We start from the raw sequence: 25,779 nt of genomic DNA, 5'->3' as shown, positions 1-25,779 counted from the left end.
AATCTGTCGACGAGAATCTGTCCTAGAACTCGCGAGAGAAATCAGTGCTGAATCAGTAACCACTGGTCTTCCGTGAGTTTTGCGTTGAGTTTTGCTGTGGGTCCCGTATTCTAGAATCGTAATGATCACCTTGGGGATCGATGAGACATGACAAAAACTGGGAGAAGAATAATGGCCAGCAGTAAGCTCTGCTTATTCTGTTTAGTTACCACTTGCATGCTACTATGCCATCACCTTTTCTTCGGAACTCTTTTTGCAGAAAGTGAGCAAGACGGCGATGATTACCATCCTGGAAAAGCCTACGGTTCTTGTCTCATACCAGATGAGAAAGACTTTGAACGTGTCCGCGAGAAAACGTGTTGTGCAAACTGGGATGCGATTCCCATTGATGGGCTGGAAATCGTATCCATCGAGATAAGAGGATTTCGCAACCTCAATAACAAGAAGGACATACATATTCTGGTCAGTGATAAAGACGATCTGGAACGCTTTGAAAATGCTTTACGAATATCCAACATGAGACGAGAAGCTTATTCTGATTTTTCGAACATTTATATATCCGTGGGTCATGGAGGGCAGTTGGGGACATTGTTTATTAAAACCGCTGATGAAGAGTTGGTCATCGGCGTCGGTTACCTGAGCTTTAATATGGGGACAACGTATCCTACCAATTTCAATTCCTTTGAGTCCTGGATATTAGCCAAGGAACTGAACGACACCTTGAAGAAAGAAGCTAATCTCACATTGACGGAAGATATCTTTAATGGGCTGTCAGGCATCGAATGGATGAATCGGCAGAAAGCCCTTTATTCAAAATCGAGAGAAGGTAATAGCGACTGAACTTACAATACAAGCGGTCCTGAAACCCTCTGATGGGTCAAAACCAACCTTATTCTAAAGGCTCCAAGTGAACCACAACCGGGTTTCAGGATGGGTTCTACTTCATCAGTTCGCTGCCACCGAAAGTGCGATTGCTCGCGCGTCACATGCGTGATCACTGGCGGATTGAAAACCAGTTACCCTGGAGTCTGGATGTAACTTTGGCAGAAGATGCGAGCCGGATTCGAAAGGGAGAGGATGCGGCAAACGCGGCGATCTTCCGACGTCTGGCGTTGTCGCTGGTCAAACGCGACCAGAGTGAAAAAAGAAGCCTCCGGGCGAAACGCCTCAAAGCCAGCTGGCGTTTCGAAAATCTGTTACCCTATCTAACGGGAATAACAGCATAATTTCATGCGATTGCCCTGATACTGGGGTAAGGTGTGCTGGATGCAGATGGTAAACAATAAGGAATCAACACCAGACATTCCTATTGAGTTGGCACCAACAACTTGTCCGGTACTGGTAAACTAATTTCTTCGGTTGATCCGTCACGAATACTGAATTTCACTACAGTAACTGCCTCAACAACCCCTATACCCTCCATAAGGTCCATTGTGACGTTCTTGACAAACCAAATCAGTTGTTCCTCTGGCTGCCAATATAAATTGTCAAGATAATCAGACGAGAGAGAGAATTTATCAACAAGCTGCGACTCGGAATTGTAAATGTTATATGTATAGCCCTCATGCCCAATAGCAGTATTTTTAAATTTGTAAGCTAACCAATGTAGTTCACCACGAATTAATCCAGCGTCTTCAATTCGATAATCACCGGGCTGATTAATCATGAACGTGAAATATTTGTCACTATTGATGTCGTAACAAAACGCTTTTGAATCCTTGTATCCTCTATCGTTAACTTCTGACACACCATTACGAGGTACAACAATCAAGTATTTAAGATCGTCAGTAAGAATTTCACTTACGTTGTTAGAACGCCATAGAAACCGTTCTTTAAACTTTTCAAATGCCTCACTTTGATGAATTTTCACAACCGGCTCCATGTCGGGAATCGTGTAAATAACCGGTGCCGGCTGCCAGCAAAACACATACTTTCGAGTTCTTGATATAATAGACCCTTTTGATGCGGCGTGATGAGCATAATGTTTCTTATGTCCTTGTTTCAAGATCCCCACTTCCTTTCCGAAAGTGAGTGCGAAACCAGGAATTCCAATGCCTTTGGTATGATTCTCGACTTCCGCGTATTGGTTTCGCGTTTCTCCTTCGATATTGTAATCCCCTCTTTTATTCCATCCCAAATATTGAGTCTCTGGGTTACAAATATCTGCTGAATTATCTGAGACAGACCAATTTAACAACCAGTAATCATTTATTTCAAAAACAAGGTCGCTAGTGCTGTGAGAGAGAGGATCCTCGCTTCTCGCACCAGTGGACTTTGAAATCACAACAGACACAGAGTTTCCATCGCAGAATACATCTTCTTTATATATCGACTCATAATTAGTAATCTTCTTACATCCCATTAAGAGACAGCAGCAAATGACGAACATGGTTATTAGACGAAATATTTGATTTGCAAATACATATCTCATAAGTGACACCCATTCTCGGGTCAATGGTCTTGTTGTGAAAACACTTGCGTGGCCCAGTCGTGCCATGAATCATCCACATTAACTCATTTTGGAACGGCAAAACAGAGAACTTTCTGACCTACCTGTTTTATCGTATATCCTTATTGTGTGAGGACCATTTTGTATTTGCGTGCCACAGGAAGTGCGATTGCTCGCGCGTTAAGTGCGTGATCACTGGCGGATTGAAAACCAGTTACCCTGGAGTCTGGATGTAACTTTGGCAGAAGATGCGAGCCGGATTCGAAAGGGAGAGGATGCGGCAAACGCGGCGATCTTCCGGCGTCTGGCGTTGTCGCTGGTCAAACGCGACCAGAGTGAAAAAAGAAGCCTCCGGGCGAAACGCCTCAAAGCCAGCTGGCGTTTCGAAAATCTGTTACCCTATCTAACGGGAATCACAGCATAACTTCATGCGTTTGACCTGGCCCCTCCTGTGGAGTGTTTTTTACAATAATGATTTTCAGCTATGACTGCTTCTTGCACCTATACATCTCGCCTATGGCATTTAGCACAAATGTGGAGGCTCGTTATCCATAAAACACTACGCGCATAACGGTAATGTCCAGCGCGACCAGGTGTTCATAGCCTCTCGGCGGATGTCTTGTTGAGAATTTGCTAAGTCCGTTTTCTAAAGGTGGTATACCATGTGGGGAAAGTTAGGGACGTCGATCGTTATCATTATAGTAGGAGTTTCGCCTGTAATAGCAAGCAGTTGGGAAGTGGAGCTTGCCGAGGCGATTTCCGCCAACGAAGAGTTTTATTCCTCAGATATTGCATATGATGTAATATATGAACGTACAAGCAATATTAAGATGCCAGCTGTCAAGCGGCTTGGCGAATCTGGTGGTGTTATGCTTCCATCCTCCCGTTCGACTGAACGTCTTCATTGCGTCTTCCAAGCAGGCAGATTCTTTGTATACAGTACGTCCGATTGGGAAACGGACGCAACGGCTTCACAGTTGGATAAAGAATCTGACAAATCGCTTCTCGATAAAATCAAGGCCGGGAGAATTCGCTTGGAGTTCAAGACTCAATATGATGGCGATTTGACAACATCAATTGCGCAAGATACGTACGCAAACATTTGTCACTACAAACAATTACCTTTCGTTCGCTCATTTCCTTACATGCTTATGTTTAAGTACTCTCAATTGAATGGTGTGAAGCTATCAACCGCCGTGAGAGGATATGATCTCGCCCTCTCGGAGCAGGGAAATCAATCCAAACTACAGTTCCCATACCAGGTCCGTGTTCGTGATAACAAAAATAGTGATCGCAGCGACACGATTGCTTTAGAATTTTCATACTACGATGCATCGCCATCGAAAGAGGTAGAGCCTATCCTCACGGAGGTAATTATTATAAATAAAACTAAAAACTATATACCAGAGAGATATGAGGTGTATGAGAGAAAGTATGAGAATTCTGATAAGCCGACGATGGTTGGCGAAGTGGTCGAATGGGGTGAGATAGAATCAAATATTTTTTATCCAGAGCGCATATTGTTGCATAGTTACGTTGACAATATTAATCATTTAAACGTTGTTCAGGAAAAATCGACCGCGACAGATGAAATAGTCATTAAAAACATGGACTATAGTCCTGATTTCGACGATAGCTACTTTAGTAAGATCGACATTCCTGACGGTATGCCAGTTTATGAGATAGAAACGCCACCCATACAGAATGACGAGCCAACGGTGGCGCATAGCTACCTGGAAGGAGTGGACCCGGGTACGGTTATGGCCACGCGCCAGGCTAGTGGGCAAAAAGGTGCAAATGGCTTCGTGGGCACCTTTTTAACACACCCAGTTGCATTGCTTAACCTGTTTGTACTCGTCGGAATATGTATATATGTCATGAAAAAGCGGAGAGACAGGTCTACGGGCTAGCACATTGATCATACGATGTGTTCCGCAGTCGAGGAGCGTGGCAGGTGGATGTGAGTGGGGTTCTAAAGAAAACAGTCGTTGTAATGAGACATGAATAACACGCCTAACAGCCCGTTGAAGTTCTCTCTACGCGCCGAGATCTTTAATTGATATCCTCGCTCCCATCGGATTTATTCACCATCGTGACGGAGGATCGGCGTGGTGGCCTCCCCGTGGATGGAAAAAATAAAGAGTCGGGAACGCATGACAAATACCTCGTCATGATGTTCATTGAATCTGCAATAGAGAATTCATGTTAACTCTAAACACTCAGAGGATAGTGTGCAGTGCGTCAAGGCAACGGAACTCAATGCACATCTTTTGGACGCTTAAGAATGTCGAATCTTGGTCCGTTTACCGCGCAACAAAAAAATCCGTCGTGAGTTGCCTCACGACGGGTTTTTGATTTAATTCAGCAAATTGGCAGAGCACACCTCTCCCCTTAGTCGAGGATCATGTCTTTGACGGTGCCGCCGCTGGGGATCATCGGGAGAACCTGTTCCTGGTAGGAGCAGATCACGTCCAGCAGATAAGGTTCGTCGCTCTCGATCATTTCCTTCAGGGCGGCAGGGAATTCTTTCTTGCTGCGAACCTGTTTGGATTTCAGTCCAAACCCTTCGGCAATCTGCACGAAGTTCGGGTAGGTCTCGGCGTAGTGGCTACCATCACCATCACCCAGCCATTCCGGTTTGTCGACTGGACCCAGGTAAGTGTGAGCACGACGTCCTTCCATGAAACGATCTTCCCATTGAACCACCATACCGAGGTGCTGGTTGTTCAGAAGAAGAATCTTAACCGGCAACTGTTCACAATGCAGCGTCGCCAATTCCTGAACGTTCATCAGGAAGGAACCGTCCCCATCGATGTCGATGACCAGTTCGCCCGGATGCGCAGCCTGCACACCCATAGCAGCCGGAAGACCGAAGCCCATCGTGCCCAAGCCAGAACTACTTAGCCAGTGATTCGGTGTGCGGAACTTGTAGTACTGGGCGGCCCACATCTGGTGCTGTCCCACTCCCACGGCCACGTAGGGATTTCGTTCGATCGTCTGGCGGCAAAGTTCTTCAATCGCGTACTGCTGTTGAATCACATCGCCCATATCCTCGTACTTATAAGGATACTGTTCTTTCCACTTGTTGGTCTGCTCCGTCCACTCGGAAATTTCGGGCAGATCGTCGTCAGTGATCATCGCGTTCAGTCCCTGCAGGACTTCTTTCACATCGGCGATGATGGGAATGTGAGCTTCTTTGTTTTTGTTAAGCTCGGAAGGGTCGATGTCGACGTGGATGATTTTTCCATGTTTGGCGAACTCTTCCAGTTTGCCCGTCACGCGGTCGTCGAAACGAACACCCAAAGCGAGCAGCAAGTCCGCATCGTTGATCGCATAGTTGGCGTAGGCCGCTCCGTGCATACCAAGCATGTCGAGGCTCTGTGGATGGTCACCAGGAAAAACGCCCAGTCCCATGACGGTTGTGGTCACAGGGATTTTGGTTTTAAGGGCGAATTTTTTCAGTTCTTCCGCCGCACCAGACGCCACACAGCCACCACCAACATACAGAATCGGTTTGCGGGATCGTTTCACGGCCGCAAGAATTTGTTTCAGTTGCTCGGGAGCTGTTTTACGCAGTTCGGGACGGTAACCGGGAAGGTACATGGGAGGATCGTAATCGATTTCCCCCGTGATCGTGCCGAGCTGAATGTCTTTAGGAACGTCGATCAAGACGGGGCCGGGTCGGCCCGTTTTCGCGATGTAGAACGCTTCCTTCACGATGCGGGCGACGTCTTCGATTTTGGTGATCATGAAATGGTGTTTGGTGATCGCCCGGCTGACTTCCACAATGGGAGTTTCCTGGAACGCATCTGTACCGATAACCGATTGCGGCACCTGTCCAGTAATGGCCACCATCGGAATACTGTCGAGCTTGGCATCGGCCAACGTGGTGACCAGGTTGGTCGCTCCGGGGCCACTCGTCGCCATGCAGACACCAACTTCGTCGCTGGTTCGGGAAACTCCCTGAGCGGCGAATCCTCCTCCCTGTTCATGTCGGGGAAGAATGGTCCGAATTTCCTCGCGGGCTTTGCGTAATGCCTGGTGTAAAGGCATGCTGGCACCTCCGGGATAAGCAAAGACCAGCTTCACCCCCTGATGTTTCAAAGCCTCGACCAGGATTTCGGCACCGTTGGTAGTTTTTAATTCGGTTTCCGGTTTAACTGATGCCACGTAACTATCCTCACGAATATAGAATCTAAATGTATTGATCAAGCTGCCCGAAGTCAGTTTGGGTCCACCCGCAGATAATCATCGCGTCAAGGTGGTCACAGCCTGAACCATCGTCGACGACGACGGAACGAGATTGATGAAAAAATCGAATCAGCAGAAAGCCGGAATAGGAGTTTCTCAGACGCGATCAATTGCACCGTCCGTTACTCTCCATCGACCGGGAAAGGTACAGACCCCAAGTGCAGTTGTGCGGAATATTATTTAGAGAGGGGGTTCCGGCTTCGAGGTTCATTCATTTTAGAAGAGAATGGCACGAATTTCGAGCGTTGATTCTCCTGTAAATGGCGTTTTCGACGGATCCTGTCCGTACGCCCCCTCCATCCCGTCTACTTGACGACGTCCGATTGACATACATCCACCTCTGGAAGGCCTTTTTTCACTATCTGTCTGTCTTGAAAGAAGTTATCCTCGATAAGTTGCCATTTTTCGGTGATCTGTTTCTGATCATCATTCGTTACTCATGTAGAGAAGATTGAGTCCAGATCCGGAATTCGAGATTTTTTTCTCACCTCGAAGCAGCCTCACTCTTTTATGACGATTACTTCTGAGTCCGCCATTTTCACTGCAGCCAGAATAATCTGATTCGAAATTGAGATGGCTTCCCGTTTCAGCCAGTTGCACACCTAATATGTTGCGAAAGGAGCCTGCCCGATGGGATTGTTTGAAAAGCTCACCAATGAATTGATTGATATCATCGAGTGGCTCGATGACTCTCGGCACACGCTTGTCTGGCGGTTTCCCCGTTATCACAACGAAATCAAGAACGGCGCCCAGCTGATCGTCCGCCCCGGCCAGAAGGCCGTATTCGTGCATCGCGGACAGATCGCGGACATCTTCGAACCGGGCAGTTACACGCTGACCGCCGATAACCTGCCGATTTTGAGCACCTTGCAAGGTTGGAAATACGGCTTTAACAGCCCTTTCCGCTCCGAGGTCTACTTTGTCAGCACTCGCCAGGTGACTGACCTGAAATGGGGCACCCCCAACCCGATTATGCTGCGGGACCCCGATTTCGGTCCAATCCGACTGCGTGCCTTCGGAACGTACTCCCTCAAAGCGACCGATCCCAAAGCGTTGCTACAGGAACTGGTTGGAACTGATCAGGAACTCCAGACCGACGAAATCACGGAGCTGATCCGTTCGATGATCGTCTCGTCCATGGCCGACATGCTCGGTAAACAGCAAATTGCCGCTCTGGACCTGGCTTCGAACTACCGGGCTCTATCCGATACGTTACGGCAGCATGTGGCCGAGCAAATTGACGATGAATACGGACTGGCGCTTCCGCAGTTAATCATCGTGAATATCTCTCTGCCGGAAGAAGTCGAAAAGGCTCTCGATACCCGTTCCAGCATGGGCGTCATCGGCGATATGAATCAATACCAGCAATTCCAGATGGGCAAAGCAATGATGGCCGCAGCCGACAACCCATCTGGTGGTGGAGCGGCTGAAGGCATGGGTCTCGGTATGGGCTTCGCCATGGCCAACCGTATGGCACAGCAACCGGCCCTCGGGGGAAATGGTGGATTCGGCATGGCGCCTCCTCCTCCCCCCATCGCTCAATGGCATATTTATATGGATGGTAAACAGCAAGGTCCTGTCGGTCTCGAAAATCTGGCTGGTGCCATTCAGGCGGGTAACATCAATAAATCAACCAACGTCTGGTCCGCCGGAATGGACGCCTGGAAACCTGCTGGAGAGGTCCCCGCTCTGGCCGCTTACTTCGCCAGCGGAGCGACGCCTCCTCCCCCACCACCCGCAGGGTAACGGAGAAAATCGTTATTGAAATTCAGAAGCGACCTTCCGGGGTCGCTTCTTTTTATGATGACGCAAACATTTCACGAATAAGTAAGACCCCAAACAGGAACTAACCATGTTTGACCTCCAACAGATTCAACAGGCCCTTGCCGATCAGAACGTTTCGGGATGGCTGCTGTACGATTTCCGTGGAAGCAACGTTCTCGCCCGGCGGGTGTTGGGACTGTCAGAAAAGGAAGTCAGCTCTCGACGGTTTTTCTACTTCATTCCGCAAACTGGCGAACCGATCAAACTGGTCCATCGGATTGAATCGGGCGTGCTCGATCATTTACCCGGCGACAAAAAAGTCTACCTCGCCTGGCAAGAACTGGAACAGCACTTGGAAGCCATCCTCAGCAATGTCGATCAGGTCGCCATGGAATACGCTCCACTGGCATCTAATCCCTATGTCGCACGCGTGGATGCCGGGACGATTGAGCTCATACGCCGGTACGTTCTGGATGTCATCTCTTCAGGCGACCTGATCCAGATGTTTGAAGCGAGTTGGAGCGAAGAGGAGTGGCAACTCCACCTGGAGGCGGAGAAACACACAACAGCAGCTTTCGATCTGGCGTGGGACTTCATTCACAGTGTGGCGAAGAGTGGCGAACATGTGGAGGAACAGGAAGTCAGCGATCTGATTATGGATCACTTCGCGAAGAATGGCATGACGACCTATCACCCTCCGATCGTCGCCGTCAATGAAAACAGCGGGAACCCGCATTACGAAACAGGACAGGGAACGCAAACACTGATCGGAAAAGACTCGTTCGTGTTACTCGACCTGTGGGCCAAGATGGATAAACCCAAAGGAGTCTACAGCGACCTGACCCGCGTCGCCTATGTCGGTCCGACAGCTCCGCAGCAGTACAATGATGTTTTCAAAATTGTCGCCGCAGCGCGAGACAAGGCGATTAGCGAGATCAAAGCTCACTGCAAAGCGGGCAAACCGGTTCAGGGCTGGCAGGTCGACCGCTGGACACGCGACGTCATCAACGAGGCCGGTTACGGTGAGTACTTCATTCACCGCACGGGCCATAGCATTGGCCAAGAAACCCACGGCAATGGGGCTAACATGGACGACCTGGAAACCCACGAAGAACGGCACCTCCTACCCGGCACCTGCTTCTCCATCGAACCCGGGATCTATCTCCCCGAGTTCGGGATTCGCAGCGAGGTGAATGTCTATATCGACCACGATAACAACGTTCATGTCACCGGCGGCCCGGTGCAGACGGAAGTGGCGACGTTGGGTTAATCGCGATAATCCGCCAGGGAGCTATTTTTGTTCTGAGACGGCTTCCGCTTCTTCTGCAGACGTTTCTTCTGCCGAAGCATCTTCGCTTGTGACATGGTCCCACGCTTCGTTCCAGCGAACCGGGTCGCGCATGACAGAGAATTCGTTATGACCGCTGGGAGAACCGACGGCTTCGATCGCTTTGGCAAGTTGTTCTAACTCGGGAGCATAAGTCCCCTGCTCTTTCAGGGCTTTATAAACGACCACTCCGGGCCACTGATTCCAGAAGAACTCCGGATCTGTCAGAGCGTCAAGTTCAGTTAGAAACTGTGGTAACAGCTTATCGATCGCTTCGGCATTGTCTCGGGAAAGTTCTGACAGAATCAGAAAACCGGTTTGGCTGATTTTCTGATTGGGGGTTTCCATCGTCAACGAGTTCGCTTCGTTAATCAGTTCGTTCAGTTTGCCTGTAAGCTCCGCCTGCTCGATCAAATCAAATACAGGAGCGTCCAGATAGCGAACTGAGTTTACCTCTTCCGTGCTGGACGTTTCTTTGCCCCTCTTCATTCCTACCACTGCTGGATAAAGTCGGAAGGTGTCATGCTCGACATTGGGAACGACCCACTTCTTAAGGAACAGATAAGCTGCCTCCGGATCTCGTTGCCGCGACTGGTTCAGAATATCTTCAACGTGATCAAAGATAATCTCCTCTGGAATCAGCGAAGCCACAGGAGTTGCCTGCTGAGCCGCATCGTCGGGAGAAGCGAGTTTCGATCCATAGGTGGTCATCATCTTCAGAACTTCTTCCGCCGTCAGCGACTCGGGCCAATCACCGGTCAGCACGATGTTTCTCGCCTTCAGTTCGGTCAGATTCTTGTAATGGAAGAAACCGAAATGCGGAATGCCCTCTTGTTCATTCACGATTTCGACGATGGGCTCGTGGTTCAAAGTGAGACGAATTTTCCCCTCGTTCAATTCAAATCGAAGCTGATTCCATTCGCCCTCTTTGAGAGGAATCTTGTCCGTCAGTTGTTCCCCTTCTTTCAGGGCGGCACTGTTGTCGTATTCCAGACCAGACCAATGTGTCTCGTTTTCCTGAATGATCCAATGGAGACGAACTTCATCGGGTTCTATCAGAAATGCCATTCGCCCCAGGGCGGGATGAGCGTCAATCTTCCCTTTCTCGTAGAAGAATTCATACGTAACAACATCTTTATCAAGCAACGGGCGGTGGTAGTAGAGATAACTTTGCATCGTCGCATGAGAGATCTTCGTCGAACTCTGTTTTCCAGTAAGAACGCCATTTTGATTTACCCAGATTTCATCCGGAATCAAACGATTCGATTCGCGGGCATCGGGATAGTCGGGAACTACGTTTTCGACTTCTTCCTGTAACCAGGATCCAACCCATCCCCGCATTCCGGACGGCCCGACCAGGTCGACCTGATCAGGTATGGTGATATCTCCCGTCAGTTTCAGATTCCGAAAATAACTGCGGACAGCATCTTCGCTGAACAGACCAATCCACGGACTGGTCTGAGACGGATGATCTTCGTTCGAAAACTCTTCGTCATTCATAAACATCTTGACGTTATCCGCCGTGACTTTCAGTTTGAATTCGTTGAAGACAGCACGCTCCAACGTATTCGTGCTCAGGATAGCTCCTCCTTGACGTCCCATCCCCCAAATCTCACCCGAGCTTCCGAGTTCGAGTTGATAGGTCAATCCGCCATAAGCGAAGTGTCCTTCCGACCAACGATCATTCAACGTCTCCATAGAGAATTCGAAATCGCCTGTCAGTGGATATTTGAAGAAGATGAAGCTGTCACCAGAACTCGCTTCGTGTTTGATGTATTCATTCTGGCCATAGAACGCAGCGTCAAAGGCCCCTTCCAAACTGGGGGCAAAATGAAATTGAGTCGTCGATACCCAATAGGGCAATGCCGTTTCGGTGGAATGCTGGTAAGCAGGTTGCTTCAGTTTCGCATGTTCCCATTGAAACGCGTTGGAGCGCACCAGGTTTTCACGGTTTGCTGCGCTGGGTCGGCTGCTGGCGACGCGAAATACGTCGATCAATTCTTTGGCCTCTTCATGCAGTTCGGATTGAACCAGAGCATCCATGGCAATCGCCATCATTTCGGGAGTCAACAGGTTACGTTGATTAAGCAGTTGCTCCTGCATCTCTGTTCGCAAAGTCTCAAAATAGACTTGCTTACTTTGTGGATTCTGGTAGAGACCGAGAAGATAGTTTTGAAAGTTGATCTCGCGATGGTTATTACTCAGCGCCTGAAACTCAGCCAGCAATTCCTGGTCTTTTCCAATTTCCAGGGCCGACTCCCAAAGTAACTGCGTCGTATCAAACACATTAGACGTGTTGTGAGTCACCGTGATCTCGTGATCAGAATCATCGGTGGTCACTTTCATGAATCGCCCGGGCGGGAAATCGGCTGGCATAAATTCTGAAAAGTGTCGAAGATCGGCGTTCGGTTTCCCGTCGACAAACACCCAGTCGTGAAGAAGCGGGTAACGTTCCTCAGGTGAAAGCTGCTTCAACTTATAATACAGACGCGTTAATGTTTCCCGCAGGCCCGACACGCGACCATTCCCGGCATCGTACAGAACAGCCAGGTATTCCATGCTGGTGTCGATGTCGGTGTGCTTTAAGATGGTGGCAAACATCCGCGCCACCCCGGAACTGAGAGAATAAGTCTGGATTCCGAACTGGGAGTTCACCGTCCCCTGCCGGACGTTTTGCTGATGCTTCATCAGTTTACTGAAGGCCTCAAGCAGCTTAGGTAGCTCATTTTGCTCAATGTAATAGTTGCCCAGAATCTCTAACGCACTGGAAGCCGGTTCGGGAGAATGTTGTGTTTCCAGACTGTCAATCGCCGCTTCATAAATGGGAATGACCTTGTCAACTTCTTTCGATGCTTGAATCAAGGGAACGAGAACCGAACAAAGTTTGCGAACGTCTTTAGTCGAAAGCTTCTCTTCCAGAAGAGGCGTAATCAGATCGAGCTGTTGACCCACCTGCTCAAACTGGTCCTGTACAGTCGCTAACTCAAGCAAGATTGTCCGTATAGCTAGCTCCTGAGATTCGACCGATAGTTTCTCGTTGAGAACTTCCTTAAATTGTTCTGTACTATCCATTTCTACGGACAACAACAGCGTTCGTTGCATCAGGCTGCGAGCGTCATATTCTTTTCCATGGACTTTCGACCAACCATTTCCAGTATGAGTTTCTGCGTCATGGGATACTTCAGCGTGAGCATCTTGTGCGGATCCCGACTTCTCCTGGTTATTGGAATCCTCATTATCGTATTGGAATGAAGGAAAGACCAAGTGCGGGTTCTTGCCCGACATGGCCGTATTGGAACTGGGCAACTGTATCGGAAGTTGATGGCAAACATACATTTCCTCAGGTTCTGAAGCAGGAAAGATGATGCTGAGATACAGTCGATAAATATCCGCCAACGGAACACCCTGTTCTCGCCAGAGTCCTTCCAATTCGACAAGCTTGTCGTACAGAACTCCTTCGGTCATCAAAGTTAGCCGTTCAATCCTGCTCCAATTTGTATTTCCGTAGTAGACGATTGCATCTCCCTTATACAGGGGAATCCCATTATCGATTGCTTTGCCCACGGCTTCCAACGAAAGCTCGGGCATGCCTTCCCGCGCCATCAGTAACGCCAAAGAGAACACTTTTTCAAAACGATCATACTCTAATGGTTTTGGAGTATTTTTCTTCTCGGATTTCCCTTCTGCCTTCTCCTCTTTCTCTGTTTTATTCTGACTGCCGATCTGAATCGATTGTGATTTAGCAATCAGTTTCGGCGAAGAGGCGACAGTGGGAATAGCTGACCTTGGATTGATTAGCACTTCCAGAACGTTGCTTCTGAGTTTCATTGAAGCGGATATCAGCAGATCGAGAACTTCACGCCAATCTTTTTCCGCCGCTTCCTTATTTCCACGACGAAGGTATTCGGCCCCACGGGATCGAAGGAGGCTCATCAACCATGCCTCGCGATCAGTTTCGCTTATACTGTTCTCACCGGAGAGTGATATCATCTTGCGAATATTATTCAGCGCCGACTCGGACAGGGCATCCCCCTGCTCCAAAGAGGTCTCGTCTTTCCAGAGTGCTTCCGCCAAAACCCAACAGGAGAATATGACTTGCTTTTTCTGGTCAGTTCTCAGATTGATCGATCTTTCCGATACAGTCTCTTCGTCGCTTTTCTTCGATTCTATATTTTCATCCGACGTATTTTCCAATCCCGGTTTCTTGTCCGAAACGGAGATCGCGGCGAGGTAGTTTTGAAGAATCTCAAGATCGGCAGTTTTAACCGAGAATTTCGGATCGAGCGTCTGCAACAGCAACCGGGCGAGTAACCAGGTCGGTTCTTCGGGCTGCTCTAGTTCATTTGTCTTCAAATATTCATTGAAGATCTCCAGAACTTTCCGTGTGGCGGCAATGCGGTCTTTTCGAGTTGCTTTTTCCTTTATCCCCTGGATGTTCATCGATTTTGAATCTGACTTCGGATCCAAAGACTCCGTCAGCTGATCCAGAAAAGGATTGCTGAGTTCCATATCACCGGACTCATCGAGATTGGTAGCCAGAATCTGTTCCACGAGAAAGGGAAAGTCTGACTTTCTCTGACCAGCGAGCGCCAAAATATAGTCACTTTCAAGCGATTTTTGTACTTGTTCGCTCTCCATTGTCAAAAGCAATTTCGCTTGTTTTTCCTGCAAACGATTGACAAACGTGGAACCCAGATAGCGGCTCGCCCGCTCCAGCTTGGATGTATTCATCAGCATACGTTGATTGAGGACATAGGCCTCGAACTTCATATCCAGCTCTTCAAACTGATTGGCGATCTCCTGCAATCGACTTATCTCACGCGAGGTTTGATAATCTGCATTGGAAGAGTGATCCATTGGCCGATTCAGCTCTTTCACCAGCAACTGAACCCCTTTCGATTTCTGACCGTTCTCCAGATACAGATGCAGCAAGCGGTTTTCGGGTCGATACCGGAAGTCGCTATTGTTGTTTCCAGTAGGATTGGCGACGAGTTCTTCGTAAATGGAGATCGCATCGTCTCTTAATTCTGGGGATTCCTCCAGCACCTGAGCGACAAACCGCTTGATGTGATCTGGTAAGCTTACGCTGGATTCTTTAATTTCATCCAGGTCTTTTTTGGCATCCTCTGTCCGACCAAGTTTGACATCGAGCAGGCAAAGTACAAGCTTTCCGTTAATCCAGAAGTCATTTTCTCCAACCTTTTCGGCCACCTTGTCACGGAACGCCAGCATCTCTTTTTTATCTTCGAACGAGTTGAGCAAATGACTGTATAAAGAAGTCGTTTTGCCCTCTTTATCATAATTTTGAAGGTGGATTTGCTGTAACTCGTAATTGGTATTCTGCCGAACCGTCGTGACATCATTGGGCAGAAACGCTTCTTGCAGGTACTTCTTCAATTGTTTGTTCTGCCAGAACTCTTCCTTCTGCTGAATGCTTGCGAGTGAGTTCAACAATGTGAGACGTTCGTTTTTAAGTGAATCCCAGAAGATCGCTATGAGCCGCACAGCCTGCTTTGCGGCGGCATCACCTTCGGTATTATTCCGAGGACGAAATTGCTGCATCAAGTTGGAGATATCGTTAGAATGAATCTTGCTTTTGAGTTCCACTCCCTCTAACAAATCAACCAGTTCTTGGAGTTGGTTCGCTTCACGGAATGCTCGTCCCATGCTGTAAAACCGGTGACCGATTATTTCCGGTGATTCTTTGAATACCTGTTCGAATAGTTTGATGCTCTGATTGTATTGCCCGGCGTTAGCCGCGCGTTCGGCGCGCTCGACCAGTTCTTCTTTCGTTAATGGTTTAAGCTTCAATATCTGTTCTTCAATCTCCGCCGACCGTTGCCGTTTTCCAGAGGCTTCCAGATAAACCTGTAAATGTTCCATAATCTCAATCGACTTGGGAGAAGCTTTCAATTTCTCTTCTGTTTCCTCAATGAGAGGAGCCAGACGATTCTGCGATTGCAAAATCCGCACCGCCTGTTGTCGGTAGACATCTTGATTGGAATTACGCTGGTTACCCAAAGTCGTATTCTGCAGGATTTGCATGGCAATTTCAGAAGCGATTTCCGGATTATGAGTCTGGTACCGAGTCATCAACTGAAAAAGATTGTTCGAATTACTACCCGCCTGCTGGCGAGATCGTTTCAATGTCACTGCCGCCAGTTCCTCCATACCCAATGTCTTCATCTTTCTGGACAGTTCCAGTTGGGTATTAAAATCGAGACGCATGGAACTCAGGCGTTCTGCTGCCACCCGGGCGCGTTCTTCGATTCCGCCTGAAATAGCGATATCCAGTGCGGCGAGCTCTCTTTTCTGCAAGTCCTTGATATTGTCCGGCTCGCTTTTATCCAGCCATTGCAGAGCGGTTTCGAATTCGTTTTCGCTGATATAAAGTTGAGCAAGCTGCTCACGCATCTCGTAGCTGACTTCTGGCATTTGCTCTATCGCGGCCAGAAGTTCGTCCAGTGCACTTTCCGGTTTATTGTTCCACCACTGGAAAGAAGAGGCGACCAGGCGATAGTACACCTGCTGCTCCGGAGCAGCGGCAGCCATTTTCTTCTCAACCGTTGCGATCAGTTTTTCGACCTGTTCTGGTTCAGAACTACATTGAAAGAAGAAATTGTAGAATGCTTGAATAGGGGCATAGGGAAGTATCTCATTTGCAATGGGATATTTGATCTCCCGATGCTCAAATTGATTCATTTGAATCATCACGGCAACAGACTGGGTCTGGCTCATCGAACCGACTTGACTAATAGGCATTCTAAACGGATTGTGAGCCTGTTGATTTGGCTGACCAGAAGAATCGCTATAAAGATCCAATGCAATTTCAAAGAGCTGATGGAACTCATCCATCTTCTTTTCAGTCTTCAGCGTAAGCATAAGTTGAGGAAAAAATTGTCCGAGAGAGTCGTAATACCGCTGCCAGGATTGATCTTTTTTATTCTGCTTTAAGCCTTCGACCAACCGCTCCATTAATTCGAGCGATTTATCATATTTCTGATTCTGAATCTCTATGCTCAGGAGTGACTGGATCTCCTGAGGAGTGTTTACAGAGGCATACATCTCCTGATAAATCTCATCAGCCTGCTCTTCCCGGTCATGTTTCTTCAGCTGAGCGATCAGCTGCTGCTGGTAATGGACACTCGCCCCTTTTTGTTCCTTCATCAGTCGTTCATAGGATTTAACGAGAAGATCAAGCTGTGCATCGGTCAAGACAGGCTTAAAAGAGACTTCACTAGTCTGAATCTGGGAAGTGTTTCCTAACGCTGTATAGCTTATACGGCGATTGTTATTGATGATCGGCGACATTTCATGGAGCTTGGAAACGCAGAATTGAGCGAACTCGATTTCCGGGCGATCAATGTATTGTGCGGCGAACTTCAACGCGGCCGTATTGTCTTCTTGAAGGGTGACCAGACAGAGCCGGTTCCAGATTGCCTGAAAATTATTCGGTTCTGATTCCCATTTCTTCTCGAACTTACTGAGAAGTTCGTCACGCTTTTCGGCATCATAGGCGGCAGCCAACCATTGAATCGCCAGAACCCTCGCGTTGCCATAGGTTTGAAAGTTGTTATCAAACAGTCGTGAAACGCCCCCGGATGAGCGAGTAAACATTACCGACATTCCCAAAGCATAATTACTTGAATTCTGATTCTGTTTCCAGGCTTGGACCAACGCCTCGATCGCACTCGGCTGCTGCATCAAACGATTGAGCCGCTGATAAACAGTGTAGTCCCGGAATTCTTCAGAAATCCCCCGTTGCTGGTAAGTCTTCTTCCGCTGTTCGATCTGCTTCGCTGTCCCTTGAGAATATTCCATGTCGGGCAAGTCAAGTTCAACAAAGTCGCTGACCAATTCCTGAGCTTCTCCCGTCTGGTCGAGTGCCAGTAACAGGAGAATTTCTTTCAATTGCAGTTCCCAATCAGCCTTATGCGAGGGCCGCATTTTTCGAGTCACTTCCAACGCTGCGTTGAAATCCTTTCGCTCGATCAACGAATCGATCATTTGATGAATCTCATCGAGATCAGGATTACCGACAGTCAACTGCGTCAGGATTAGATCGAGCTGTTCGATATCCCCATTTTTGAGCTGCATTTGCAGCAATCGGAATTCGTTCCGTTCACTGGGAACGACTTCCTTTAACTGGGTCATGTACCGAATCGCCAACTCCATTTCATTGGCCGACTCCGCGATATCGACCAACTCTTCCAGAATGCGTGGATCCGGTGTCTCGGCCTCGAGGAGTCCTTCCAGAATTTCGCGAGCATTTTGAAAATCGTTGACGCTTTTATAGGCGAACGCGAGCACCATATTGATTTCTCGCTGCCCCTCCTGTGACTGCTGTTTCGATTTAACCCGTTCCACCAACTCTTCAAATTTGCCCATACGTTGATAAAGCGAGGTCAATTGCCCCATCACTTGAATCTGTGTATCCAGATCATCCGCCTTATCGAAAGCGTTCCAGTACAGTTCAATCGCGTCTTCAGATCGATAATGCCTGCTTAGTGCACCGGCGAGAGCAAATAAGGTTTCCTGATCATTTGGATTCAGCCGAACCGCTTTTCGGAGCGTTTTGAACCCTTCGTCCTCGCGTCCCAACTCAAAACAGAGATTCGCGTAGAACAGATACCCCTCTACCGATCCCGGTGAGGCAGCGATCAATTGTTGTGCATAGTCAATCGCTTTCTCCGGGTGGCCCAGTTGCAATTCCAGTTGAGAGAGCTGACGCAGATAATCGGGACGAGATTTTCGGTCGAGAGTGAGCATTCGCTCCTGGATCGTCACTGCCCCGCCCAAGTCACCCACCGTCTCGGCGATACGTGCTGCCGAGACCAACGTCGGTAATTTCAGGTCGTCATATTTCAATGCCTCACGCACCGCATTGTAGGATTCATCCGCATTGCCCTCTGCCTCATAGTACAACGCAAGCCGAGTCCATTTTTCTGACGTCTGATTCGCTTCGTCTTCCAGTTCTTTCTGCAGCTGAGTTCTTTTTTCGACCAACGTTTCGGCAACTTGAAAAACGCGAATTCGTTCTCGGAGAATGTTATGCCGTTCTTCGTCGTTCTCGGCCAGAGGCAAAGCGAGATCCAGTTGAGCCAGCGCTGGCTCGGCCTGTTCGTCTTCCATCAGCATACGGGAATAGTTCAATCGGTCAGCGTATTCCACATCGTCCTGACAGGCCTCCTCCATATAGGCCAACCCTTCCTCCTGATAACCGAAGCCACGCAGAACTTCCGCCAGTCGAATCAGGTTTCGTGTCGTTCGGTTCTCCCCCGCGACCAGTTCCTTCCAGGTCGCCAGTGCCTCTTCTTTCCGCTCAAGCTGATGATAGTATTCGCCCAGGTATTCCCGGTACTGCACATTTTCAGGAGCAAGCTCAATCGCTTTTTTATAGAGCGCGATTGCTTTGTCTTCCATTTCGGCTTCACGGTGCCAGTCGGCGACCTGAGAAACAATCACAGGATCGTCGCTCCGTTCCTTCAGTATCTGCTCCCACACGGCGGTCGCCGCTGCCTGTCGTTCGGCTTTCTTTTGAGAACGATCAAGAACAATCAGAAATCCCCAGTCACGAATGGTTTCGGGATTATTGGGTTCAATTTCGTTCAGTTTCTTATATTCGGCAATCGCCGCCTCATTTTCGCGCGACTGAATCAATTGTGAAATCAGCCGATTCCGTAAATCGGTATCAGACGGGGCGAGTTCAATCGCTTTCCGCAACATCTTCTCCGAGTCTTCTTCCCGATCCTGCTGAAAGTGAACCTGACTTAAACGGGCCATCGCATCAATATCGCGCGGATTTTTCTCCAACCATTGTTCGTAGTAAGCGGCCAAGCCAGCTTGATCGCTATTGCGCAGAAAAATGTTTTCAATCCGGTCCCGAACCTGGCGATACAACCAACTGCTCGGGTTTAGATTGTTCATTAAAGTTTCAAACTGTGCCAATGCTTCTTCGCGCTGAGCCAGCTTAAGCTGCATTTCCGCGACTTTGATCCCGTAAGTGACTTTCCGGTAATCGTCGGTCGTCTCTTTTTCCATCTGCTGATAACGTTTCAGGGCTTCCTCAAACTCCGATTCCTCCACAAGCGTAATCGCAATCTGTTCCTGCACACGTTGACTGTTGGGGAATTCTTCATCCAAACGCTTCCAAACTTCGAGTGCCTTTTCGGTCTCCTGCATCCGCTGATAAACTTTTCCCAGCGACTGATAAACCTCCAGCAACTCATTCGCGGGCGGGTTTCGCTTGATCGCCCGCTCGAACGCCTCGACGGCGGCGGCTTGTTGTCCCTGCAACAGTAACGACTGGCCCAGGTAGTACGAGGCAGAGGCATCCTCCGGTCGCAACTCTTCCGCCTTCTCGTAGGCTTTACTCGCTTCTGCTTCCTGCCCACGCTGCGACTCGATCAGCCCGAGGACTTTCCAGGCGGCGCCATCCTCCGGATTCTGTTCAACTTTGTCCTGATACGATTCGACAAATTCGTCCAACCTCCCTTGCTCGACGTACATCGAGTAGATGCGACTGAAGGCGGTTCCCTGCTGCGGGTTCCGTTCCAGGATGGACAGATACCGCTCCATGATCAGGTTCTGGCGTTGCTCCTCCTCGGAAAGCTCTTCTACAGGAGGTTCCTCAGCTATCAAGAAAGAGCGGGCAGGAACACCACAGGAAGTCAGCGACAGGAACAAGGCTGTCGAAAACACGATTGCGGTAAGTTGGGAGCAAGAGAAGCGAAGAGGCGTCACACGAATCAGGCGATTCAAAACGGGCATCAGGATTCCGTCCTTTTCGATATTCAATGAGTCTCGTTGGAGGATGTAATTCTTTTGAGCGTCAATCAAAACAGGCCCCGAGGCAATATTGGGCCGTTCTCTATTCATATAGTTATTTGATGCGTTTTAGTCCGCTTTCGTTCGAGAAAACCGGCAGCCCGAAGTGAAACATTTAAGAACTTCCTTCGGACAGGTGTGGCCCCCAACGACTGAACAGAATTGATTACCTACAAACTTTCAACGAGTGTATGCGATGGCAGCCGATTTAGTGAACAGACCAAAGAAACGATTGCAATTTCGCATTTACTGAAGTCTATTTTCACAGATAGATAGTGTCCTGTATTTTCCCAAACCAGCTTCGCTAACTTCAGTTACGGCGACGGTTTCACACCGGAAAATGCACAGAGACAAAGACTGCCGAAAACCATTCTCTGATTGTACCCGGGAATTGTCCACTGGGGATTGCTAATTTTAAAACAACTTCCACAAAAAGTAGCAAACATCAAATCGAGTGACATTGACTCTCCTTCATTCATTCGACATAAAAGAGGCGACTTGAAATTCATCGGTTTCGCCTTCATCAACACGAAGTCGGTCATCAAGTTCAATATTCTCTCGTTATTTTTCCATATCGAGGGAACGCAATATCACTTCTGCTCATCACATTCACTCACCCGGAGAGGCCCCTTCGTTTGGTCCTCTCCACATGGCAGTCGGTTAGTTGCAGGAACCATTAATCAATAATCGTTCTAAAATTCTTCCCGCTTGCCAGCCCGTAATTCTGCCTCCCTATCGAACAGTCCTCTTCTTGGGATAAGCTGAAGAGTACGTCTTTCGAACCTGGTAGAAACGGACAGCAACATCGAGCAAACTACTCCTTTCCTCTGGAGCAATACATAATGAGTGAATCGACTTCTTCTACGAGTCCCCCTTCCGATGAAGTCCAACAAAACCTGGAAGACTTCCGCAAAGACTTCAGTAAGTTGATGCGGGAAGTATCCAAGGTGATCGTCGGCCATGAAGAGATCGTCGAAGGAACAATCATGGCTCTCATCGCAGGAGGCCATGTTCTACTGGAAGGCGTTCCCGGCCTTGGTAAAACATTGCTGGTCCGCACTCTGGCCGATGCCTTGCACCTGCAATTCAGCCGCGTCCAGTTTACTCCCGACCTGATGCCGGCCGATCTCATCGGTACGAACGTTGTTATGGAAACTCCCGATGGTCGTCGGGAATTTGATTTCCAGAAAGGACCGATCTTCTCGAACATCGTCCTGGCCGATGAAATCAATCGGGCAACGCCTAAAACACAATCAGCCCTGCTCGAGTCGATGCAGGAACATTCCGTCACGGTCGCCGGAACGACTCACATTCTACCGCAGCCCTTCCTTGTCCTGGCGACGCAGAACCCACTTGAGATGGAAGGAACTTATCCCCTTCCCGAGGCCCAACTCGACCGGTTCTTCCAGAAGCTACTGGTCCCCTTCCCGACCTCGGAGGAAATCGCCGAAATCCTGCAGCGAACAACCGAGATCGATGTTCCTTTCGCTAAAGCGGTTCTTCAGGGAGATCGAATTCTGGAGATGCGAGCCCTCGCCCGGCAGATCCCAATCGCCGACGAAGTCCGTCAATATGCGATCGACCTCGTGCTGGCCACCCATCCCGATCAGGAAATCGCCCCCGAAACGGTGCGTCGATTTGTTCGGTATGGTTCCAGCCCACGTGGAGCACAGGCGCTCATTCTCGGAGCCAAGATCAAAGCGATATTAGACTGTCGTTTCCACGTCTCGCGCGACGATATCCGTTCGGTCGCTCATCCGACATTGCGGCATCGCATGATTCTGAACTTCGAAGGTCAAGCGGAAAATGTGCTCCCGGACAATGTGATTGACCACATTCTCGTCACACTTGGAAAACAGACTACCGTCGGCGCCTCCTGACGATCTCTTCCATTCGACCGGTTAATGTCGCTCTGAATGAATCCTGTTTTCTTTGACTTTCACCAAGTTGAGCCCCCTCGCGATGCCTTTGTTTGATACCGACTTTTTGAAAAAGCTCGAATACCTGGCGATCGTTTCCCGTCGTGTCTTTCGCGGTCAACTGCTGGCACAGCAACGAACGCGCCAACTCGGTACGGGAGTCGAGTTCGCCGACCACCGGGATTACACACCGGGCGACGACTTCCGGCATATCGACTGGTCTCTGTACGCGCGTCATGATGAACTGCTGTTGAAACGTTTTCAGGAAGAGGAAGACTTACACCTCTATCTGATGCTTGATTGCTCTCCCAGTATGGGGTTTGGAACGCCACCGAAATTCGATCTCGCTCGTCAGATGACGGCCGGGCTCGCGTATATGGCGCTGTCCAACCTCGACCGCATTGCCATTATGGGCTTTGCGGATGGCATCCTGGCTGATTACCCACTCACTCGAGGAAAAGCACAGATATTGGGACTGATGCGATTCCTCGAGAATTTACAACCGGCAGGGAATAACACCAGCCTGGTTCACCTGGTGAAGTCGTTCGTCCAACGTCAACAGCGACGTGGCGTCGTGATCGTAATCAGCGACCTGTACGACCCGCATGGGTTCGAAGAAGGGTTGAACATCCTGAGACACCATCATTATGAACCCCACGTATTACAACTATTCGACGCTAAAGAAGCCGACCCGCCCCTTCGTGGTGAACTCGAACTCCTCGACATGGAGTCGAACATCGTCAATAAAGTCACCATCACCGAACGCGGATTAAAACAATACAAAAAGATTTACGGTGAATTTATGGAACGAGTTCAGAAGTACTGTCGTCAATACGGCATGGGCTGCACCGTCTCCCCTGCGGACGTCCCTTTCGATGAATTGATTCTCCGTATGCTTAAAGAATCCAACATCGTCCGAAGCTGATGCTGTCAGTTCAATTCAACACGCTGATTGAGTTCAGTTTTTTTTAAACTCGAAGACTCGAAGAAAAACACTAAGAAGAAAATTTCTTTTAAAAATCGTTTAGCCAACTTACGTCATCAGTACCCAGCCACCATTAAATCCTTCTTGCCTTGGTGCTGAAAGAAAATGATGGTCACACCAGACAACAATAAATTCTTTCTTTAACAATTATCCCTCGCGAGCCCTGTTCGTAATTCTCTGAAAACACTACTCCCCAGATTTCCATATGACTCTGACATCCCCTGCAGCATTGTTCTGGTTTTTGCTTGCGATTCCGATCGTGGTCTTCTACCTGCTGAAGATCCGGTTACGACGCGTACCGGTCTCGACGACGATGTTCTGGAATCAGATCTACGAAGAAAAGAAACCTCGTTCCATCTGGCAACAGTTGCGGCACCTGCTCTCACTCCTGTTGCAACTTCTTTTCCTCGCGTTACTCGCCCTCGCCTTAACGGATCCCCTCTTCTTCTGGGAAACAAACCAGAAACGACGATTAGTAATTCTGCTCGACCACTCTGCCAGTATGCAGGCGAATGACGTCAGTTCCAGCAACCGACTCGACGCGGCCAAAGACGACATCCACGACATGATCCGGACTCTCCGCAGTCGCGACGACATGGCGTTGATCGCTGTAGGAGCCACAGCCGAAGTCGTCACGGGACTGACTGGCCATCACCGCACATTACATCGGGCCGTTGATAATATTGCTCCAACCGACCAACCCACCGACTTCAACGAAGCACTCGAACTGGCCCGTAGTCTGATCGAAGGACATCCCAACGGCGACATCGTCCTGATGACCGACGGGGGATTTGCCAAGTTTGAAGAACTCGCTGCTCAGGAGCAGGTCTTCACTCAGTTGTATGGCAAAACGGACACATCAAATATCGGAATCACCCAGTTTCAGATTCGTCGCAATTTGATGGATCCCGTCGGTTACGAAGTTCTGGTGGAAGTCGTTAACCAGTCCGACAAGGCTGCTGAAACCCGTTTGGAAATGGAACTCGAAAACGACATCGTCGATGTCATTCCTCTCAAGCTCGAACCGAACCAGACCTGGTCCAAAGTCCTCGAATATACATCCTCCACTGGCGGAATTCTGACTGCGACTCTCGACCAGGAGGATGCTCTCGCAAGCGACAACGAAGCCTATGCCATTCTTTCTCAACTGCGACCACAGGAAGTAATTCTGGTTTCGGAAGGCAATCGCTACCTCGAACAGGTTTTTAATGCGATCCCCCTCGTGGAACTCGAACTGGTTAATAAACAGCCCAAATTCGTCCCCGAGAACAGCATCCTCGTGTTTCATCGACAAACACCAGATACAATTCCTTCCGGGAACGTACTGGTAATCGAGCCGATTAGTTCGACCAATCTATGGACTATCGGTGAAAAAGAATCCTCTCCTCTCATCGCCAGTCAAAACAAAGAATCGAAGCTGATGGCCCATGTTCGTCTGGACAATGTGCTGCTATCCGAAGCCCGTCAGATTGAACTTAAAACAGAAATTGAAGAACTCGCCTCGTCTGTCGGAGAAATCCCGATCTTCTTCAGTCATGAAGACGACTACCAGAAAGTGATTGTGCTGAATGCCAGCCTGGAGGAAGGTGACCTTCCGCTACGAACAGCCTTTCCCATTCTAATGAGTAACGCTCTGAACTGGTTCAGCGGTACAGAATCGGAGTTTTTGGAGTCAGTCGCCACCGGTTCCGTAAAACAGATAAACGTCTCTCGACTGGAACCGCATCAGGCAGAACCAACATCAACGACAACTCCCATCGAGGCCAGCACGGTGGCCAGTTCCGAACGCGTTACAAGTAAAGTCACTAAAATCCGCTTGACGAGTCCGGAGAAAACAGAAGAAGAATTAATCGCCCAGAACAATCAATTGTGGTTGGGCCCGTTGAACCAGGTCGGTCTGTGGAAACTGGCAGCGATTCCTTCTTCAACAGAAATAATGGACGACTCCAACAGCGAGTCAGCAGACACAACCGCATCCAAGCCAGACACCACTATTGAGATTGCCTGCAATCTGTCGAACAGCCGGGAGTCTGATTTGCGAGTTGCGGAACTTTCGGACTCTTTACGGAAACTACAACAAGCAGGGTTCTCTTTCAGTCCCTTCTGGTTTTACCTGATTCTCTTCGCCACGATTTTCACTTGTGTGGAATGGTACCTCTATCAACGACGCTGGATCGATTAACAACTCAAGCACGCCCCGACGAACGGATAATCACTCCTCATTGAGGAAACTTCCTGACGGACAAAATTGATATCA

The 25,779-nt window shown here is 49.0% G+C and carries 12 protein-coding genes; 9 read left to right on the top strand and 3 right to left on the bottom strand.

Going from position 1 to position 25,779, the window contains the following annotated elements; genetic code table 11:
* The first annotated feature begins 171 nt into the window (after positions 1-171).
* Positions 172-840, top strand: coding sequence for a hypothetical protein (locus Pla110_RS04210; RefSeq protein WP_144993559.1), 669 nt, complete (start codon positions 172-174; stop codon positions 838-840).
* A 104-nt stretch (positions 841-944) separates the two neighbouring features.
* Positions 945-1,226, top strand: a complete 282-nt coding sequence (locus Pla110_RS04205) for a hypothetical protein (RefSeq protein ID WP_144993556.1) — start codon at positions 945-947, stop codon at positions 1,224-1,226.
* 80 nt (positions 1,227-1,306) lie between these two features.
* Here Pla110_RS04205 and Pla110_RS04200 read toward each other — a convergent pair whose 3' ends face one another.
* A complete protein-coding gene (locus Pla110_RS04200; RefSeq protein ID WP_144993554.1) occupies positions 1,307-2,293 on the bottom strand; it encodes a hypothetical protein in 987 nt (328 codons plus the stop codon).
* A 340-nt stretch (positions 2,294-2,633) separates the two neighbouring features.
* Here Pla110_RS04200 and Pla110_RS04195 point away from each other — a divergent pair, with 340 nt between their 5' ends.
* Together Pla110_RS04195 and Pla110_RS04190 are read left to right on the top strand one after the other, a co-directional pair.
* Positions 2,634-2,873: a hypothetical protein gene (locus Pla110_RS04195; RefSeq protein WP_144993552.1), complete on the top strand. Its 240-nt coding sequence runs from the start codon at positions 2,634-2,636 to the stop codon at positions 2,871-2,873.
* Positions 2,874-3,111: 238 nt separating this feature from the next.
* Positions 3,112-4,359, top strand: coding sequence for a hypothetical protein (locus Pla110_RS04190; RefSeq protein WP_144993550.1), 1,248 nt, complete (start codon positions 3,112-3,114; stop codon positions 4,357-4,359).
* A gap of 481 nt (positions 4,360-4,840) precedes the next feature.
* On the opposite strand, the gene ilvB is transcribed toward Pla110_RS04190, so the two are convergent.
* Positions 4,841-6,619 (bottom strand): biosynthetic-type acetolactate synthase large subunit, encoded by a 1,779-nt coding sequence (ilvB, locus tag Pla110_RS04185; RefSeq protein WP_144993548.1) that lies wholly within the window; start codon positions 6,617-6,619, stop codon positions 4,841-4,843.
* Between the two features lie 711 nt (positions 6,620-7,330).
* Between ilvB and Pla110_RS04180 the strand changes: the two genes are divergently transcribed.
* A complete protein-coding gene (locus Pla110_RS04180) occupies positions 7,331-8,446 on the top strand; it encodes an SPFH domain-containing protein (RefSeq protein WP_144993546.1) in 1,116 nt (371 codons plus the stop codon).
* Between the two features lie 106 nt (positions 8,447-8,552).
* On the top strand, positions 8,553-9,734 hold the full coding sequence (locus Pla110_RS04175) for a M24 family metallopeptidase (protein ID WP_144993544.1): 1,182 nt from the start codon (positions 8,553-8,555) through the stop codon (positions 9,732-9,734).
* Between the two features lie 21 nt (positions 9,735-9,755).
* Here the strand turns inward: Pla110_RS04175 and Pla110_RS04170 are convergent, their stop codons facing one another.
* On the bottom strand, positions 9,756-20,561 hold the full coding sequence (locus Pla110_RS04170) for a DUF1583 domain-containing protein (RefSeq protein ID WP_231742910.1): 10,806 nt from the start codon (positions 20,559-20,561) through the stop codon (positions 9,756-9,758).
* Positions 20,562-21,460: 899 nt separating this feature from the next.
* Between Pla110_RS04170 and Pla110_RS04165 the strand changes: the two genes are divergently transcribed.
* The 3 genes from Pla110_RS04165 to Pla110_RS04155 all read left to right on the top strand — a co-directional run bounded on the left by Pla110_RS04165 (position 21,461) and on the right by Pla110_RS04155 (position 25,704).
* Positions 21,461-22,498 carry an AAA family ATPase gene (locus Pla110_RS04165; protein WP_144993539.1) on the top strand — a complete coding sequence of 346 codons (1,038 nt, stop codon included), beginning with the start codon at positions 21,461-21,463 and terminating at the stop codon, positions 22,496-22,498.
* Positions 22,499-22,550: 52 nt separating this feature from the next.
* A complete protein-coding gene (locus Pla110_RS04160) occupies positions 22,551-23,462 on the top strand; it encodes a DUF58 domain-containing protein (protein ID WP_231742909.1) in 912 nt (303 codons plus the stop codon).
* 265 nt (positions 23,463-23,727) lie between these two features.
* The gene (locus Pla110_RS04155; protein WP_144993535.1) at positions 23,728-25,704 is read left to right on the top strand and encodes a vWA domain-containing protein; all 1,977 of its coding nucleotides are present in this window, start codon (positions 23,728-23,730) and stop codon (positions 25,702-25,704) included.
* The last annotated feature ends 75 nt before the right edge of the window (positions 25,705-25,779 follow it).

It is taken from the genome of Polystyrenella longa (genome assembly GCF_007750395.1).
Taxonomy (GTDB): domain Bacteria; phylum Planctomycetota; class Planctomycetia; order Planctomycetales; family Planctomycetaceae; genus Polystyrenella; species Polystyrenella longa.
The sequence above is the reverse complement of the archived record's forward strand: the minus strand, read 5'-3'. Positions and strand labels throughout refer to the sequence as shown.

Bases quoted from the DNA above. Each gene is read 5' to 3' on its own strand.
- Pla110_RS04210 (WP_144993559.1), top strand. From the start codon at position 172: ATGGCCAGCAGTAAGCTCTGCTTATTCTGTTTAGTTACCACTTGCATG.
- Pla110_RS04190 (WP_144993550.1), top strand. From the start codon at position 3,112: ATGTGGGGAAAGTTAGGGACGTCGATCGTTATCATTATAGTAGGAGTT.
- Pla110_RS04180 (WP_144993546.1), top strand. From the start codon at position 7,331: ATGGGATTGTTTGAAAAGCTCACCAATGAATTGATTGATATCATCGAG.
- Pla110_RS04175 (WP_144993544.1), top strand. From the start codon at position 8,553: ATGTTTGACCTCCAACAGATTCAACAGGCCCTTGCCGATCAGAACGTT.
- Pla110_RS04170 (WP_231742910.1), bottom strand. From the start codon at position 20,561: ATGCCCGTTTTGAATCGCCTGATTCGTGTGACGCCTCTTCGCTTCTCT.
- Pla110_RS04165 (WP_144993539.1), top strand. From the start codon at position 21,461: ATGAGTGAATCGACTTCTTCTACGAGTCCCCCTTCCGATGAAGTCCAA.
- Pla110_RS04155 (WP_144993535.1), top strand. From the start codon at position 23,728: ATGACTCTGACATCCCCTGCAGCATTGTTCTGGTTTTTGCTTGCGATT.